Annotated in this window: 17 protein-coding genes and 1 pseudogene; 13 read left to right on the top strand and 5 right to left on the bottom strand. The window is 56.6% G+C overall.

The window, feature by feature from the left end; translation table 11 throughout:
- Window positions 1–160 precede the first annotated feature (160 nt).
- From ERD78_RS07730 to ERD78_RS07710, 6 genes are all read left to right on the top strand, one after another.
- Window positions 161–955 (top strand): amino acid ABC transporter substrate-binding protein, encoded by a 795-nt coding sequence (locus ERD78_RS07730; protein WP_129968699.1) that lies wholly within the window; start codon window positions 161–163, stop codon window positions 953–955.
- An 11-nt stretch (window positions 956–966) separates the two neighbouring features.
- Window positions 967–1,620 carry an amino acid ABC transporter permease gene (locus tag ERD78_RS07725; RefSeq protein ID WP_129968698.1) on the top strand — a complete coding sequence of 218 codons (654 nt, stop codon included), beginning with the start codon at window positions 967–969 and terminating at the stop codon, window positions 1,618–1,620.
- 31 nt (window positions 1,621–1,651) lie between these two features.
- A complete protein-coding gene (locus tag ERD78_RS07720; protein WP_129969094.1) occupies window positions 1,652–2,404 on the top strand; it encodes an amino acid ABC transporter ATP-binding protein in 753 nt (250 codons plus the stop codon).
- A 7-nt stretch (window positions 2,405–2,411) separates the two neighbouring features.
- Complete coding sequence (gene dsbG, locus ERD78_RS07715; RefSeq protein WP_167668878.1) at window positions 2,412–3,053, top strand: thiol:disulfide interchange protein DsbG; 642 nt, start codon at window positions 2,412–2,414, stop codon at window positions 3,051–3,053.
- A 51-nt stretch (window positions 3,054–3,104) separates the two neighbouring features.
- Window positions 3,105–3,287 carry a hypothetical protein gene (locus tag ERD78_RS19740; RefSeq protein ID WP_167668877.1) on the top strand — a complete coding sequence of 61 codons (183 nt, stop codon included), beginning with the start codon at window positions 3,105–3,107 and terminating at the stop codon, window positions 3,285–3,287.
- A gap of 111 nt (window positions 3,288–3,398) precedes the next feature.
- Window positions 3,399–4,190 (top strand): sulfite exporter TauE/SafE family protein, encoded by a 792-nt coding sequence (locus tag ERD78_RS07710; protein ID WP_129969093.1) that lies wholly within the window; start codon window positions 3,399–3,401, stop codon window positions 4,188–4,190.
- Between the two features lie 9 nt (window positions 4,191–4,199).
- On the opposite strand, the gene ERD78_RS07705 is transcribed toward ERD78_RS07710, so the two are convergent.
- The 5 genes from ERD78_RS07705 to ERD78_RS07685 all read right to left on the bottom strand — a co-directional run bounded on the left by ERD78_RS07705 (window position 4,200) and on the right by ERD78_RS07685 (window position 9,163).
- Window positions 4,200–4,682 (bottom strand): aconitase X swivel domain-containing protein, encoded by a 483-nt coding sequence (locus tag ERD78_RS07705; RefSeq protein ID WP_129968696.1) that lies wholly within the window; start codon window positions 4,680–4,682, stop codon window positions 4,200–4,202.
- Window positions 4,679–5,914, bottom strand: a complete 1,236-nt coding sequence (locus ERD78_RS07700; protein ID WP_129968695.1) for an aconitase X — start codon at window positions 5,912–5,914, stop codon at window positions 4,679–4,681. Before ERD78_RS07700 ends, ERD78_RS07705 begins: the two co-directional genes overlap by 4 nt.
- A gap of 6 nt (window positions 5,915–5,920) precedes the next feature.
- Window positions 5,921–6,904, bottom strand: coding sequence for a Bug family tripartite tricarboxylate transporter substrate binding protein (locus ERD78_RS07695; protein ID WP_129968694.1), 984 nt, complete (start codon window positions 6,902–6,904; stop codon window positions 5,921–5,923).
- 13 nt (window positions 6,905–6,917) lie between these two features.
- Window positions 6,918–7,664, bottom strand: coding sequence for a GntR family transcriptional regulator (locus tag ERD78_RS07690; protein ID WP_257216504.1), 747 nt, complete (start codon window positions 7,662–7,664; stop codon window positions 6,918–6,920).
- A 305-nt stretch (window positions 7,665–7,969) separates the two neighbouring features.
- Entirely contained in the window at window positions 7,970–9,163 is a 1,194-nt protein-coding gene (locus ERD78_RS07685) for an MFS transporter (RefSeq protein ID WP_129968692.1), read from the bottom strand.
- A gap of 121 nt (window positions 9,164–9,284) precedes the next feature.
- On the opposite strand from ERD78_RS07685, the gene ERD78_RS07680 reads away from it, so the two are divergent.
- The 7 genes and pseudogenes from ERD78_RS07680 to ERD78_RS07650 form a co-directional block, all read left to right on the top strand.
- Window positions 9,285–10,076, top strand: a complete 792-nt coding sequence (locus ERD78_RS07680; protein WP_129968691.1) for an AraC family transcriptional regulator — start codon at window positions 9,285–9,287, stop codon at window positions 10,074–10,076.
- Window positions 10,077–10,260: 184 nt separating this feature from the next.
- Complete coding sequence (locus ERD78_RS07675) at window positions 10,261–11,244, top strand: Bug family tripartite tricarboxylate transporter substrate binding protein (protein WP_245152382.1); 984 nt, start codon at window positions 10,261–10,263, stop codon at window positions 11,242–11,244.
- A gap of 53 nt (window positions 11,245–11,297) precedes the next feature.
- Window positions 11,298–12,623, top strand: coding sequence for a histidinol dehydrogenase (hisD, locus tag ERD78_RS07670; protein WP_129968689.1), 1,326 nt, complete (start codon window positions 11,298–11,300; stop codon window positions 12,621–12,623).
- A 17-nt stretch (window positions 12,624–12,640) separates the two neighbouring features.
- Window positions 12,641–13,396 carry an SDR family NAD(P)-dependent oxidoreductase gene (locus tag ERD78_RS07665; RefSeq protein WP_129968688.1) on the top strand — a complete coding sequence of 252 codons (756 nt, stop codon included), beginning with the start codon at window positions 12,641–12,643 and terminating at the stop codon, window positions 13,394–13,396.
- A 51-nt stretch (window positions 13,397–13,447) separates the two neighbouring features.
- Window positions 13,448–14,164: an RraA family protein gene (locus ERD78_RS07660; protein ID WP_129968687.1), complete on the top strand. Its 717-nt coding sequence runs from the start codon at window positions 13,448–13,450 to the stop codon at window positions 14,162–14,164.
- Window positions 14,165–14,184: 20 nt separating this feature from the next.
- Entirely contained in the window at window positions 14,185–15,234 is a 1,050-nt protein-coding gene (locus ERD78_RS07655) for a LacI family DNA-binding transcriptional regulator (RefSeq protein ID WP_129968686.1), read from the top strand.
- A pseudogene (locus ERD78_RS07650) lies at window positions 15,234–15,422 on the top strand (VOC family protein); the annotation flags it as partial. The gene ERD78_RS07655 and the pseudogene ERD78_RS07650, both read left to right, overlap by 1 nt.
- Between the last annotated feature and the right edge of the window lie 222 nt (window positions 15,423–15,644).

Below are 15,644 nucleotides of genomic sequence, written 5' to 3'. Positions count from 1 at the left end.
CGAGTGCCCTGAGGGCGGCTGTACAGCGGGCATCCGCGAGGAGCACATGCCCTGGCAGGTGTTGTCCGCCGGGGTAGGGAGGGTGTACCCGGATATAATAATAGATTCGGCCTTTGAAAGGCCTTTCCTTGTATTTACCTGCGCTTAGTGCGCCAATGAGATGAAGAAACTGACTGCTGTATTGATGGTGTCCGCGGTAGCCCTGCTCGCGGCATGCGGAAAAAGCGACGACGCATCCGATAAACAAGCTGCCGCAGAGCCGGCAACGCAGACCGTGGTTGTCGGCCTGGACGACAATTTCCCTCCGATGGGTTTTCGTGATGAAAGCAACAATATCGTGGGTTTTGACATCGATATGGCGCGTGAAGCCACCAAACGGCTGGGCATGCAGGTGGAATTCAAACCCATAGACTGGAGCGGCAAAGAAGCCGAACTCAACGGCAAACGAGTCGATGTGCTCTGGAATGGCCTGACCATCACGGAAGAGCGCAAGAAGAACATCGCCTTCACGAAGCCCTACATGGCAAATCACCAGATCATCGTCGTAGCCGCGAACTCTCCCGTCCAGACAAAAGCCGATCTGGCCGGGAAGATCGTGGGGGCCCAGGAGGGCAGCAGTGCGGTCGACGCCATCAAAAAAGAGCCCGATGTCGCAGATAGTCTGAAGGAACTCAAGACTTTCGGCGACAACGTCACGGCATTGATGGACTTGTCCACAGGCCGCCTGAATGCTGTCGTGGTGGATGAAGTTGTCGGACGCTATCTTGCCAGCAAGCGCGAGGGCGAGTATCGCGTACTGGAGGAGAATTTCGGCACGGAGGACTACGGCGTGGGCGTGCGCAAGGATGACACTGCGCTACTGGACAAGCTGAATGAGGCTCTGGACGGCATGAAGCAGGACGGCACGGCCACCAAGATTGCCGTCAAGTGGTTCGGCGCTGACATTATCAAATAGCACGCCGCGCGGTGGATTATTTTCTTTCCATGCTGGGGCCGCTGGCCGAGGGCGCGCAGGTTACCCTGACGCTGTTCATCGTTACGCTGGTGCTTGCCATGCCGCTAGGCCTTGTGCTGGCTCTGGCCCGGATATCACGTTTCAGACTGCTCAGCCAGGCAGTCAATGGATATATTTGGCTCATGCGCGGCACACCGCTCATGCTCCAGATGCTGTTCATTTATTTTGCCTTGCCCTTCGTCCCCGTGATAGGCATACGCCTTCCGGATTTTCCCGCAGCCGTCGTGGCATTCGCGCTGAATTATGCTGCCTATTTTGCGGAGATATTTCGCGCTGGCATCCTGGCGGTCGATCGCGGCCAATACGAAGGCAGCAAGGTGCTGGGCATGACTTACTTGCAAACGCTGCGGCGCATCGTCCTGCCGCAGATGGTGCAGCGCGTGCTGCCGCCGCTCAGCAACGAAACAATCACCCTGATCAAGGATACGTCGCTCATCTATGTGCTCGCGCTCAATGACATCCTGCGCACCGCGCGCGGCATAGTCCAACGCGATTTCAGCACAACGCCCTTTCTGGTTGCCGCCGCGTTCTATTTGATCATGACCTTGCTTCTGACATGGATCTTCCAGTACATGGAAAAGCGCTATGACAAGTACGACCAATAGCACAGGGCCCGCTGCAAGTGGCGGGCCGCCCATGATCGTGGCGCGCGACGTGGTCAAGTCATTCGGCGACAACCTCGTGCTCGACCAGGTGTCCCTGACGCTCGAGAAAGGGGAAGTGGTGGCGGTCATCGGCCCATCGGGTTCCGGGAAAAGCACTTTTCTGCGCTGTCTGATTCACCTGGAAACCATAGACCGCGGCAGTATCGATATTGCGGGCAATTCCCTGGCGCGCCAGCACATCGACGGAAGCAGCGAATATCCCCCCGAACCGGAGATCCGCCGGATCTGCGGCAGGATGGGCATGGTATTCCAGTCTTTCAATCTATTTCCGCACATGACCGTGCTGCAAAACATCATCGAGGCGCCTCTCACCGTAAAAAAGGTGCCGCGGGATGTGATCATCCCCAAGGCCGAGGCGTTGCTCGGCAAAGTGGGCTTGCTGGCCAAGCGTGACAATTATCCCACCCGTCTTTCGGGCGGGCAGAAGCAGCGGGTGGCCATTGCGCGTGCGCTGGCGATGGAGCCGGACATCATGCTCTTTGATGAGCCGACCTCCGCCCTGGATCCCGAGCTTACCGGCGAGGTGCTGCGCACGATGCGCCAGCTCGCCGAAGAGCGCATGACCATGCTGGTGGTTACCCACGAAATGGGCTTTGCACGCGAGGCTGCCCATCGCGTGATTTTCATGGACCAAGGCCGCATCGTGGAGCAGGGGCCCGCCGCCCAGTTTTTCCATGCGCCGCAACACGAACGCAGCCGCGCCTTTCTCGGGCAAATGCTATAAGTGTGTAATGGCAACACAGAGAGAGAATCCGATGCTGACACGCAACCGCGGGCACGCAGCCAGACAGGGCCATTGGCGCCGCACCGGCCTGCCGGCATTGGCGCTGGCCGTCGCACTGAGCGCCTCGCCCTCCTGGGCCGAAACCTATCCCACAGTCATTCAGGATGCCGTTGCAAAAGGCGTGAAAGTCGTAACCACTTTTCCCGCCGCATCCGGACTGAAGGGTTGGGTGCTTCAGCAGGACGACACCTATTCCATCGTCTATACAACGAGCGACAACAAGACCTTGCTCGCCGGCACGCTAATTGATGAGCACGGCGAAGACTTGACTGCCCAATACGAGGCGCAATACGTGCCAAAGCCGGATGTGGCGAGCCTGTATGCGCAACTTGCCGACACTGGGTATATCCAGGAAGGAACGGCGGACAATCCCGCTCGTACGCTATACATTTTCGTGGACGGGAACTGTCCATATTGTCATTACACATGGATTGCGTTGCAGGCTTACCAGAAGGTGGGCCTGCAGGTGCGCTGGATCTTCGTCGATACCTTGGGTCCGACCAGCATGCCCAAGGCTCTCCAGGTGCTTTCCGCCGACGACCCGGCGGCTGCCTTCCGCAACCTGGAAGAAAATTTTGGCAAACCCTAGAAAAACAATGCCGAATATGCCGAGCAGGCGCATCCGGATCTGGCGGTCCGTGTGCGGGCAAACAACGATCTCATGCGAAAGTTTGGCCTTATGGGCACGCCAGGCATGGTTTGGCGCGACGGCGAGGGTAATATCCAGGTTCAGGCAGGCATGCCGCGCCTGTCGCGATTGCCCCAGATTACCGGTCTGCCGGAACAGAAACAGGATAATCCCGCCCTTGAAAAATTTCGCTAGGCTTGCCCACATGGATAGGCGGGCCGCCATGTCGCCCGGCATGAAGCCATGCAGTTGCGGCCCACTCGGCGCAAGGCGGCGTTGCCAGCCGGCCATGACGGGCCAAGCCTGATGATGGGCCTGGGGCTCGGTGTGCTGGTTGGTGTCATCATGGCGCTGACCGGCGCCGGCGGCGGCATTCTCGCCGTCCCTCTGCTGATATTTGGTTTGGGCATAAGCGTATCCCAGGCCGCGCCTATCGGCTTGCTGGCGGTTGGCATGGCCGCGGCATTAGGCGCCGCGCTGGGCCTGAAAGAGGGCATAGTTCGATACAAGGCCGCCACGCTCATGGCTGGCACGGGCATCATCCTGGCTCCCATCGGGGTCTGGGGCGCCCACCATGCCGACAACCGCTGGATGAGCCTTCTTTTTGCCTGTGTCATGCTCTGGGTGGCATTTCGCACCTATCGCCGCGCTGGCAGCCAGAGCGTTGGCGCTAGCGACACCGGATGCGGTCCACCGTGCATGATCAATCAGCAAACCGGTCGCTTTGCCTGGACCTGGCGTTGTGCGCGGGCATTGTCATCTTCGGGCGCCTTGGCGGGATTGCTGTCCGGTCTGCTGGGCGTGGGAGGCGGCTTTGTCATGGTGCCGGTCCTGAAGTGCTTTACCGATTTGCCCATGCAGTCCATTATCGCCACATCGTTGGCGGTCATAGCGCTGGTGTCGGTCAGCGCGGTTACGGCTGGCGCCATGGCTGGCACCATAGACTGGTCGGTCGCCTGGCCGTTTGCCAGCGGAGCGCTTGCCGGCATGCTTGTCGGTCGCCGTGTCGCGACCCGCGTGGCAGGGCCACAGCTGCAGCGCGGCTTTGCCGTGGTGGCAGCTGTTGTCGCCTTGGGCCTGATCATCAAGGCGCTTTGACCCAGCGTGCTAGACTGATTTGATGCGCAAGCGGGACTCAAGGCCTTTCTGTTGCTCCGACCCGGCGTCGGCCGTTTCATCGTCGCCTAGAACGCGCAGCGACATGGAGGCGGGATCGACTTCCACCATGGAGCCGTGCGGCACTTGTGCAGTAATGTCGCCATCGAAACCCGCCATCATGCTGATGTCGGCCATGGCAGCACCCTGAACCAATATCGTGTTCACCGTATTGAAAACAATGGCCCTGGGCGCCATGTTGCGCGATTGCATTTCGTGCAGCATCCACGCACTGGCGACGCCGCCCTTGGCGGTGTCCAGCACAAGAATGCAATCCACGTATGATTGGCCCACAAGCTTGTGGGCCGGCCTGGAAAAGATACCGCGCAGCCTATCCAGGTCGTAGCGTGCCGACAATCCATCGTGCGCCACCAGAGCCTTGCCCCGGACCTTGCGGCCCATTGCGTGCTGCGCTCGCCATACCGATTGCGTCATGTCAGTCTTCCTTCTTCCGCCGCTGCGACACAGGCCTCCATGGAAGCCAGGCGCGGCACATAACCATAACCACCCAGAATATTCACCAGTTTCGCGCTGTTGGTGGCCAGGTATTTCCAGCCCTTGGCCTCTGATATTTCCCGCGCATAAGATTGATAGAAACACATGCCTGACATCACCGTGCCGCCCGCCGCTTCGATGGTTTCTGTATAGCCAAAACGATCGGCGTCGGGCTTGACCTGCGGGCTGGTTATGGCCAGCAGCGGCACCTTGAATCGGCGGCCCTGACTGAGCTCCGCTATGCTGCGCAGCTCATACAGGCTCAATTGGGGTGCAGAGAACACCACCACATCCACTTTGTCCTGTTGCGCGTAACTGGCTTGCAATGCGTCCAGATCCTGCTTGCCGATGCGGTGCGATACAGATAGATTGTGCACATTCACATCCTCAAGGCGGGCAGCCTCAGGTGTGATGCCTACGATGTGGTACAGCGCGATTGATCCAAAACTGGCCATGGCGGCACCGAAGTGCTTGAGCGCATCGGAGCCCGGCGCAGCGTCTATTCCTTCAAGTACCGGCACTTGCCAGTAGTTGCCGGCAAGACGCCCCACCACGCCGCCCAGTGCGCCCCACTCGTTGAGGGTGCGCGGCGTCCAGTCGACCCGGATGCGCAGGGTCGACTGCCGTTGTTCAGGCAGATGGAAACCGTAGCGAGGCGTGCGTCCGGTCAGACCTGCTGCCAGGGCGGAAGGGCCGCCTTCGAAATTGGATAGTGCGCCATTGACGGAGTTGGAATAAATAACAACCCCCGTATCGCCAAATGCCACATGTTCGCCACGCGTGGCCGACAACACTGTCTGATAATTAATACAGGTGTCCGTCATGCTGACGCCCAACTTCACGAACGCATCAATGGCTCGCCGCTCAAGGTGCAGCATCCAGTCGGCCTGTCCCAGGATGTCGGATTTCGAGAAATCGGTGCCGCGCGGATCGGTGATGGTCGGCACACGCACCCTGCAGCGCCCTCCATCCCCTTCGGCGAGTTTTTCCAGCCACATGACGCCTGCCTGTCCCAGGCTTTCAGTGTCGGCCATGATGTGCGCCTGGGTTATCGGCACAAAATCCTGTGCGCCGAAAAACTCTCCCACCGATATTTGATGCGAAATCGCCAGCTTGGCACCGATGCCAAGCTCGCCAGCGAGCATTGCTCTTTCTTCTTCATTCAATCGCATTTTGCTTCAATCCATCACAAGTCCGATCTGCTGCACAACCTTGCCCCATTTTGCAATTTCCTCTTTCTGGAAACTGCCTAGCGGCACCCTCATCGGACTGACGCCGATGCTGGCCAGCTGCTTGATATAGGGTTCGGAGTGCAGGATTTTGTCTATCGCCGCCTGCAGCGCTTCCGTTGCCTCCGGCGGCATGCCGGCCGGCCCAAACACGGCCCACCAGGCCGTGGCCTCGAAACCCGCATAGCCCGATTCCGCGATAGTCGGCACATCCGGCCACACAGGCGAACGTTCCCGGCTGCTGACCGCCAGAGCACGCAGCTTGCCCGTTTGCACATGCGGCAACACCGACTGAACAGGGTCGAACATCACAGGTATCTGTCCGCCCAGCAAATCCGTGATGGCTGGGGCGCTGCCTTTATACGGCACATGCATGAGTTCAATGCCTGCCGCCGTACAGAACATGGCGCCCGTCAAATGCCCTGGCGTGCCATTGCCCGCAGAGCCGAATGGAATGGTGCCAGGTTTGGCGCGCGCCTTGCTGACCAGATCTTGCAGGGAGGTAAACCCCGAACTCGGGTGGACAACAACGGAAATCGGGGCGCTGGCTACCGAGGCGACGGGCGTGAAGCTGGTGACAGCGTCATAAGGCAGCTTTTTGTACAAGCTCTGGTTGATGGCATTGGTGCCGACTGTAGCCATGAGGAGCGTATATCCGTCGGCGGAAGATGTGGCCACATTGTCTGCGCCAATGGAACCGCCCGCGCCGCCGCGGTTATCGACGATGACTTGCTGCTTGACGATATCCGATAGCAGTTGGGCAAGCGGGCGCGCGACAATGTCCGTGGGGCCGCCGGGCGGAAACGGCACGACCAGCCGTATGGGGTTGCTGGGATAAGCGGCTGCCTTGGACGCCGACCATGGCCAAAGCAAACTTAGCGCAGATGCGGCGCCGGCAGACAGCACCTGCCTGCGATGATGCGAGTACGACATGCTTCCCTCCTGTTTATTTGATGGGGTGAGGCTGTTCGACTGCTTCGTAATGATTGGTGGGCCTGAGCGCACTGGCTATTTCCAGCGGCCCGGGCACACTCAATCGAAATGCATATCGCTCGGGCACGATATAGATGCGCATGAACTCGCAGGTGGCTCCGTCCGCGGTCAAGGATGTTCTTTCCATTACCAGCACGTTGCTGCGGGCATCGACGCCCAGGTGCCTGGCTATCGCTGTATCGGGGCGCGCACACCGTATAACGACGGATGCATGCCCGATGTGAAGCCCCAGAAACTGCTGGAGAATCTCATACACCATCAACTCTCCAGCCCGGCGCGAACCCAGCGATGCCGCGGCGGCCGGCAGGAAAGCCTCAACCACCGCAAAAGGCTGCTCATCCACGCAATAGCGGCGGCGCATGCGTACGGGCAGATCCAGCCCTTCGGGCAGGCTGCGATCGACACGGCCCGCCGATGCGGAAAAATCCAGAAGCTGGGTACGCGGCTCTATGCCAAGACTGCGCAAGGCGTCGAAAAAACCTTGTAGCTTGCCCAGGTCTTGCTGCGGCACGGGCCGCGTGACAAATGTCCCTTTCCCACGACGCGTTGTGACCTGGCCCTGGCGCGCCAGCAAGGCAATCGCCTGCCGAACGGTAATCCTGCTGATGCTGAAAATGGACATGAGCTCGGTTTCGCTGGGCAATTGCATGCCAGGCGCCGCTCTGCCAGTCGATATTTCATCGGCCAATCGTTCAGCCAATTGCTGATAAAGCGGCTGTGAATCAGCGGGATCGAGCTGGTCACGCTGAAGAAGGCTGAGATCGTAGCTATTCAGGAGTCGCTCCTGTGGGTACCGGGTATGAGGTTTGGGTAGCGCGACGAAATTTGGCTTGTATTAAGTTGTCTTAATACAAGCCAAATTATCAAATGGCGGGATGAAAGAGGGAATACGGGTTTACACGGACCTGTGCTGCCCAGACATTCGTAGCCGTGATATTCGAGTCCGGTGCAATACAGAGTTTGGTGCGCTATTTATTGCATAAGCCGGGCTTTGCAGCAATGCTGCTACGCCCGCTCATTACCCACCGTAAGGGCTCGGCCCGCCAATAGACCAAATATCGCCATCGCCAACGAAAGCGCGATGCCTATCATCAAAGCCATAGTCCAATTGTGTGTGAGGTCATGCAACTGACCGGCCAGGGCAGGGCCGCCTGCCGCCAGCAAATACCCGACGCATTGCGCCATCCCCGAGAGCGCGGCAGCCTGATATGCGTTGCCGGCGCGCAGCCCCATGAACATCAGCGCCAGCAAAACACCGCCGCCCGAACCAAATCCGAAGCAAAATACCCAGATCGATGCCCAATCGCGCGCATAGCACAGGCCCAACAGCGCAATGCCCATTAATACACCCATGCCCGATGCGATCAGTTTCTGGTCTTTCATACGGTTGACGATGGGGCCAAGAAAAAGCCCGGGTACTGCAGATGCCAACTGCATCTCGCCATGCAGCGAGCCGGCTGTAGCGGGTGAGAAGCCAGCTTCGATCAAGATGGACGGCAGCCACCCAATTAGCACATAGTACAGAAGTGAATTGATGCCCATGAACAGCGTAACCTGCCACGCCAGCGCCGAGCGCCACACTCGCCCGCCATGCGGCGGGCTTGCTGTTCCTTGTGCGGGACGGGAATGCACGCCCAGCTGAGTGATCCACATAGCCATGGCGGCCAGCGGCAGGATCAGGACGGCGCCTAGCGCGGCCTGCCAGCCAAATGCGCTACCCAGAGGGAAGGCGCTGGCCGAAGCCAGCGCGCCGGCGCCGCCCATGGCGATTGCACAAGCGGCTGTGATGGTGGGAACCTTGGAAGGAAAATCACGCTTGACCAGGCTGGGCAGCAATACATTGCCAAGCGCTATGCCTATGCCAATGATCGCAGTACCCAGATACAAGGTCCACATGGCGCCGCCTGCCCGCATGGCCACGCCTGCTGCGACCAGGGCCATGGCAATGAACAGCATCCGTTCCAGCCCATACTCACGCGCAAACATTGCTGCGAACGGGGAAATAACGCCGAATGCCAGCAGCGGCAGGGTGGTCAACAGACCCGCCTGAGCCGGGGAAAGTTCAAATGCCGACTGGAGCATCTCCAGCACTGGCGCCACGCCGGTGAATGGCGCACGCAGATTGGCCGCGATGAGGAACAGCCCGGCGACGAGCAAGGTGGAGCGCGTCAGCGCACTAGTTGTTTTTTGGTGATTCATACGCCTGTATCAAAGGTCATGTCATTTTCTCTGCCAATAAGATACCCCTAAGGCAATGAAGATAATTTAGATAAAATGACTACAAATATGTAAAACCTGCCATTTATGCAAACCAGGAAACATGTCGCTAGAACAATTCATCAAGCGGCTGGATGAAACACACAGTCATGGTCCAGTCATTGGCATGCGGGTAGATCTGACGGATCACAGCAGCGAGGCGCCGGTGCATCAGCATTATCAAGGACAACTCGTGCTTGCGCTGAAGGGTGCCGTCACGTGTGAGGTATCAGATGCTGTTTGGATGGTGCCGCCGCAATGCTCGGTATGGATACCTGGCGGCCTGCCCCACAGCGTGCGCGCCACCGCCAATGCTCGCATCTGCTACTTGTTCGTGCAGCCGGGCGCGGCAGCGCTGCCGGATCATTGCTGCACCCTTTCGATTTCATCTTTGGTCCGAGAGTTGATTCTGCATATTGCTGATGCGCCTTCGGATTATCTGGCTGAGAGCGCGACCGGCAGAAAGGCTTTCGTTCTGCTCGAAGAGCTGGCGCAAATGCCCATAGAAAGGCTGCACCTGCCTATTTCGAATGAACCGCGCCTGCGCAGGATCTCAAAAATGCTTTCGGGCAATCCCGCGGATCGGCGTACGCTGGCAGATTGGGGGAGGGTGGTCGCCATGAGCGAACGCTCTCTGGCCAGGCTTGTGCGCCAAGAGACCGGATTGACGTTCGGCCGCTGGCGCCAGCAGTTTCATCTCATTGTCGCCTTACGACAGCTTTCCTCGGGGCAATCCGTTCAGCGTGTGGCTGATGAACTGGGCTATGAATCCGTTACAGCGTTCATTACCATGTTCAAGAAATCGGTCGGCATGCCGCCGGCGAAATACTTTGCGAAACGGCTTGGCTCCACATGATTTTACAGCTCTCGCTTATAGCGGAGCCTACACGAGTTTTTGCGATATTAAGCGTTTACCCTATATTGCAATCGTTTGCATAAAAGGCACATAATCTAACCTTGATCAGCTAGGAAATTTACACGCCCAAAATTGCAAACGTTTGCAATTTTGGGCTAACCAAGAAAAGAAAGGAGACATGGATATGAGGATCATCAAACGCTTTGCATCATGTGCCGCTGTGATTGCATGTACCGCATTTTCATCCGGCGCTATTGCACAAGCGCCGCAAGGCTATCCCGCCGGGCCGGTGAGCATTATTGTGCCCTTCGTGCCAGGTGGTGCCACTGATGCGCTCGGCCGCCTCTTGGCACAGGCGTTGAATGAACGGTGGAAAACACCGGTTGTTGTAGAAAACAAACCGGGCGCGAGCGGGGTAATCGGCACAGACTATGTCGCGAAGGCCCAGCCCGACGGGCTTACGCTATTACTGGGCACTCAAACGGCATTGGCCGTGACGCCATCGCTTAAATCGCTTTCGTACAATGTAAAGACTGACTTCACACCAATCAGTCTGCTGGTAACGACTCCGTTGCTGCTATTGGCCAGTGACAAGATAGAAGCCAAGAGCGCCAGCGCACTTATCAACGATCTTAAATCCAATCCCGAAAAATACTCATATGGCACCAGCGGCGTCGGCACGTCCCAGCATCTGACCACCTTGTTGTTTCTGGATGCGATTGGCGCAAAGGCGCTGCATGTGCCTTATAAAGGTACCGGCCAATTTCTGGTTGATCTGGCGGGAGGCCAGATCGACATGGCATTCGACAATCTGGGGACGGCGCTCGGGGCAAGCAAGCAAGACGCTATACAGGCTCTGGCCATAACGGGTTCGACGCGTTCACCTCTGGCTCCTGAAATCCCGACTCTGGCTGAGTCAGGAATTCCAAATTTTGAGGCAGTGACCTGGCTGGGCTTGCTTGCACCAGCAGGCTTGTCCAAGCCAGTGGTTGACTATTTGAATTCTGAGGTCGTGGCAGTTCTGAATGATCCCAAGTTTAAAGAGAAGCTATCTGCCCAAGGCATGACCCCGCGCCCTATGTCTTCCTCGCAGTTTCGCGAGTTCATTGATGCTGAAAACATTCGCTTCGCTAATGTCATCAAGAAGAACAACGTGGTCGTAGAGTAATAACCACCAGGGATCGCAACCTCGTATGTGATCCCTCCCTTTTGGGAGCAATAATGAGTATCCGATATATCAAGGAAGGTAAAGACGATCAGGCCATCGCCGATGCCGATGCCAAGGTTCGCGCTACGGTAGAAGCCATCTTGGAGGACATTGAAAAGCGGGGCGATGCTGCTGTCAGGGACCTTTCGAAAAAATTTGATGGCTGGATGCCTAAGGACTTTCAGCTTACACAATCGGATATTGAAAAGGCTATAGATCAGCTTTCCTCACGCGAAATCGAGGATATTCAGTTCGCCCAGACGCAGGTCCGCAGATTTGCGCAGGTCCAGCGCGACTCTATGCGCAATGTGGAAGTTGAGACCATGCCAGGTGTGGTCCTTGGGCACAGACATATTCCCGTTAACGCGGTTGGATGTTACGTTCCTGGCGGAAAATACCCTATGATTGCGTCGGCCCATATGAGCGTGCTGACTGCCAAGGTTGCTGGTGTGGAGCGTATCGTATCAACAGCTCCCCCGTATCAAGGCGCGCCTCATCCCGCCATCGTTGCGGCCATGCATTTTGCTGGAGCAGATGAAATTCTCGTGTTAGGAGGGGTGCAAGCTATCGGCGCGATGGCTTTGGGTACGCAGTCCATCAAAGCAGTGGATATGTTGGTTGGACCAGGGAACATGTTTGTGGCTGAAGCCAAGCGGCAGCTATTCGGTAGAGTAGGGATAGACTTATTTGCGGGGCCAACCGAGACGCTGGTCATCGCGGACAGTACCGCAGACGCGGAAATGTGTGCTATTGACCTGCTGGGCCAAGCTGAACATGGCCCCACCTCGCCTGCAGTCTTGCTTACGACCGATGAAGGCCTAGCCAGAGAGACCTTGGTTGAAATTGAGCGCCAACTTCAAATTTTACCCACTGCCGAGATAGCGCGCGTATCCTGGAGGGACTACGGGAAGGTCATTGTATGCGACACGCTCGATGAAGCGATCCAGATCGCTGATGAGTTGGCGTTCGAGCATGTCCAGGTTCTCACAGAAAACCCCGATATATTCCTGGAGCGCATGACTAATTATGGTGCTCTATTTCTTGGGCCCAGAACGAATGTGTCGTACGGCGATAAGATTATCGGTACGAATCATACTCTGCCGACAAAGCGTAGCGCACGTTATACAGGCGGACTTTGGGTTGGAAAATTCCTAAAGACATGCACCTATCAACGCGTGACAACAGATGATGCATCCGTGCTGATCGGTGAGTATGGTTCACGCCTATGTCATATGGAAAACTTCGTGGGACATGGAGAACAGGCCAACCTGCGCGTCCGTCGTTATGGAAATCGTCCAGACCTGCCTTGGTATGAGCCGGTGCAGCCAGGCGCGTCATGATGCGCTCTGGGCATGGTATGAAAACTCCCAGCTTTCGTATTGATGGCAAGAAGGCGTTGGTCACTGGGGCCAGCCGTGGCATCGGACTGGCCGCCGCGCACGCGCTAGCCCAAGCGGGCGCGCACGTGGTGCTGGCCTCTCGTCGCGCAGTCGCGCTGGAGTCTGTTATGAATGACATCGTTGCTGATGGTGGGCTCGCGTCGGTGTGGCAGTTGGACGTTACAGACTCGAACGCAGTAAATGAAGGAATCGCTGAGCACGGTTATTTCGACATCATTGTCAACAATGCGGGCATGAATCGACCCGCCTTGCTCAGCGATCTTCTCGATGCGGATTTGAACGAGGTCATTGATCTGAATGTAAAAGCTGCATTCTATGTGTGCCGTGCGGCGGCAAATGCGTTACAGGCGCGTGGACTGCCTGGCAGCATTATCAATATTTCATCGCAGATGGGACACGTAGGAGGGCTGAAGCGGACAGTTTATTGCGCAACCAAGCACGCGCTGGAGGGCTTCACCAAGGCGCTGGCATGGGAGTTGGGCTCAAGCGCAATTCGTGTAAACACAATTTGTCCGACTTTCATTGATACGGAAATGACGCATGCCATGTTTGCCGACAATGCCTTTCGTAGTTATGTCACATCCAAGATCGCCTTGGGGCGAATCGGAAAGTTGGAAGATGTCATGGGTGCGGTCGTGTTCTTGGCCAGCGATGCATCTGCATTGATAACAGGCTCCGCCATAATGGTGGACGGTGGCTGGACTGCAGCCTAGCTGCTTTTAAAATCACTATTCAATCCGCACCTCTCGAATAAGGCGGTCAAAATGACAAAAATCGATCCCAGCGTACTTACCGTTGATCTCGTTGAGAAATTGCTCTCTGTGGATACCCCCACCATCTGCAATGCGCTAGAAATAGTTACCGGCGTCCGTAGTAATCAAGGCTTTACTCGCGGTCATTTTTTTGCTGCTCATCCCGATATGAGTCCTATTTTAGGGTTCGCCCGCACAGCAACTTTGCGCACAGCGGAGCCATACACTGATTCGGACGCGGCTATCAAGGCCAGGCGGATAGCTTGGTACGAACATGTGGAAGGGAAAGGAATACCAACCATTTGTGTTATGCAGGACATTGATGACGAACCCGGTCTAGGTGCGTTTTGGGGAGAGGTTCATAGCAATGTCCTCAAAGGCCTGGGCGTAAGAGGCGTTTTGACCAACGGCGCAATGCGTGATTTCGGCATGTTGGCGGATGGATTTCAGATCCTCGCAGCAACAGTGTCGCCAAGCCATGGGTTCGCGCAGGTAATGACAACAGGCCAACCAGTTACCATTGCAGGACTGGAAATTCATAATGATGATCTATTGCACGCTGACAGGCATGGCGCGGTTATCATTCCGCCTACGGCTCTGGAAGGCTTGCCGCGCGCAATCGACGTTATCGTTGAAAGAGAAAAACCATTGATCGCAGCTTCGCAGCGTCCTGGATTTTCAGTCGAGGATTTGAAGCTGGCTATGAGTCAAGCCGATGACATTCATTAGTTTCGCTGCCGCGAGCGACCATGCGCAAAGGAAAAACACGATCACCCGGGCGAAGTTCAGTCGTCACACTCTCTGACGTTGCTGCGCTGGCTGGTGTAAGCATATCTGCGGTAAGCCGCACATTCACGTCTGGCGCCAGTGCCGGCAAGGAAACTCGTCGCCGGGTATTGGCGGCCGCACAGCAACTTGGCTATAGGCCCAATGCAATCGCGCGTACTCTTTCGACGCGCAAGTCACGAATCATTGCGGTTGTGGTGTCTTATCTAGAAAACCAATTTTATCCCAGCGTTCTTGAGGCTCTGTCACAGCTGCTGCAGGCGCGTGGCTACCATGTTTTGTTATTCATTCGCAATGAATCCACATCCAAGGACAGTGAAACCGATACCTTTTTGTTGGAGATGCTGCAATATCAAGTAGATGGGATAGTGCTGGCCAGTACGATGATGTCCTCTGAGCTTGCGGCACATTGTCAGGAATCAGGAATCCCTGTGGTGCTATTCAATCGCACATCCAAGATGAATCAAGTCAGTTCAGTTGCCTCGGACAATATCGAAGGAGGACGGCTTGCTGCGCGCTTGTTGCTTCGAAAAGGGGCGCGGCGAATTGCTTTCATTGCCGGCTTGGAAGATTCCTCCACCAGCCAAGAGCGTGAGCAAGGCCTGTTGGCTGAACTCAATGATAATGGTGTACAACTGTTCGGACGCCGTGTGGGCGAATACAGCCTTGAGGCCGCTTCGAGAGCAGCAAGAGGATTATTTGACGTAGCACCCAGCAAACGGCCAGATGCCGTGTTTGTGGCCAACGACCATATGGCATTCGCGGTATTGGATGTTTTGCGCATTGAATTACAACTGCAGATCCCAGAAGATGTGCAGGTGGTGGCCTTTGATAATGCGCCCCAATCAGGATGGGGGGGCTACCAGCTAACCACCATTGAGCAAAACGTCAAAGCCATGACCGAAGCTACTGTTTCCATTCTTCTTGAACAGATTTCCTCCGAGGTGCCCACACCCGCATGCCATATCGTAACTCCCGTGACGACCGTGCTTCGAAGAACCACCAAGAGCTAAATGGCAGCGAGGAAAGTGCATGTGGCTGGTGCAAGGACAAGTGCGGGGTGTCGTGGCAGATCACGCCTCGCGCCTTGATAGCGCGATTACCGATACAGACAGGGCAGCCGCAAATCGTGCACTCGAAGCCATGATGGGGAATGAAAAAAATTGATATCGCCGCGATAGAGGCAGCCCGACAAGGCTGAAAGGCGCATAGCATTGTTGCAGCAGATGACGAATAGGCTATGCATGCGGCGCCAGCCTTGGCAGCTCGATGTATGGACATATTGTTGCCTAACAGCACGGATTGCCTGATAATAAATAGAAATTATTCTCATTGTTGATTGAGAAAAGGCAGGCCAAACCATTGGTGGGGTTGCTTGACGGGGGCGGTGGACTGTCCGCTCAGTAGCCTCGCGGGGATTCTG

The organism is Allopusillimonas soli, from assembly GCF_004153445.1.
GTDB classification, from domain to species: Bacteria; Pseudomonadota; Gammaproteobacteria; order Burkholderiales; family Burkholderiaceae_B; genus Allopusillimonas; species Allopusillimonas soli.
This window is presented reverse-complemented; position numbering and strand designations above follow the sequence as displayed.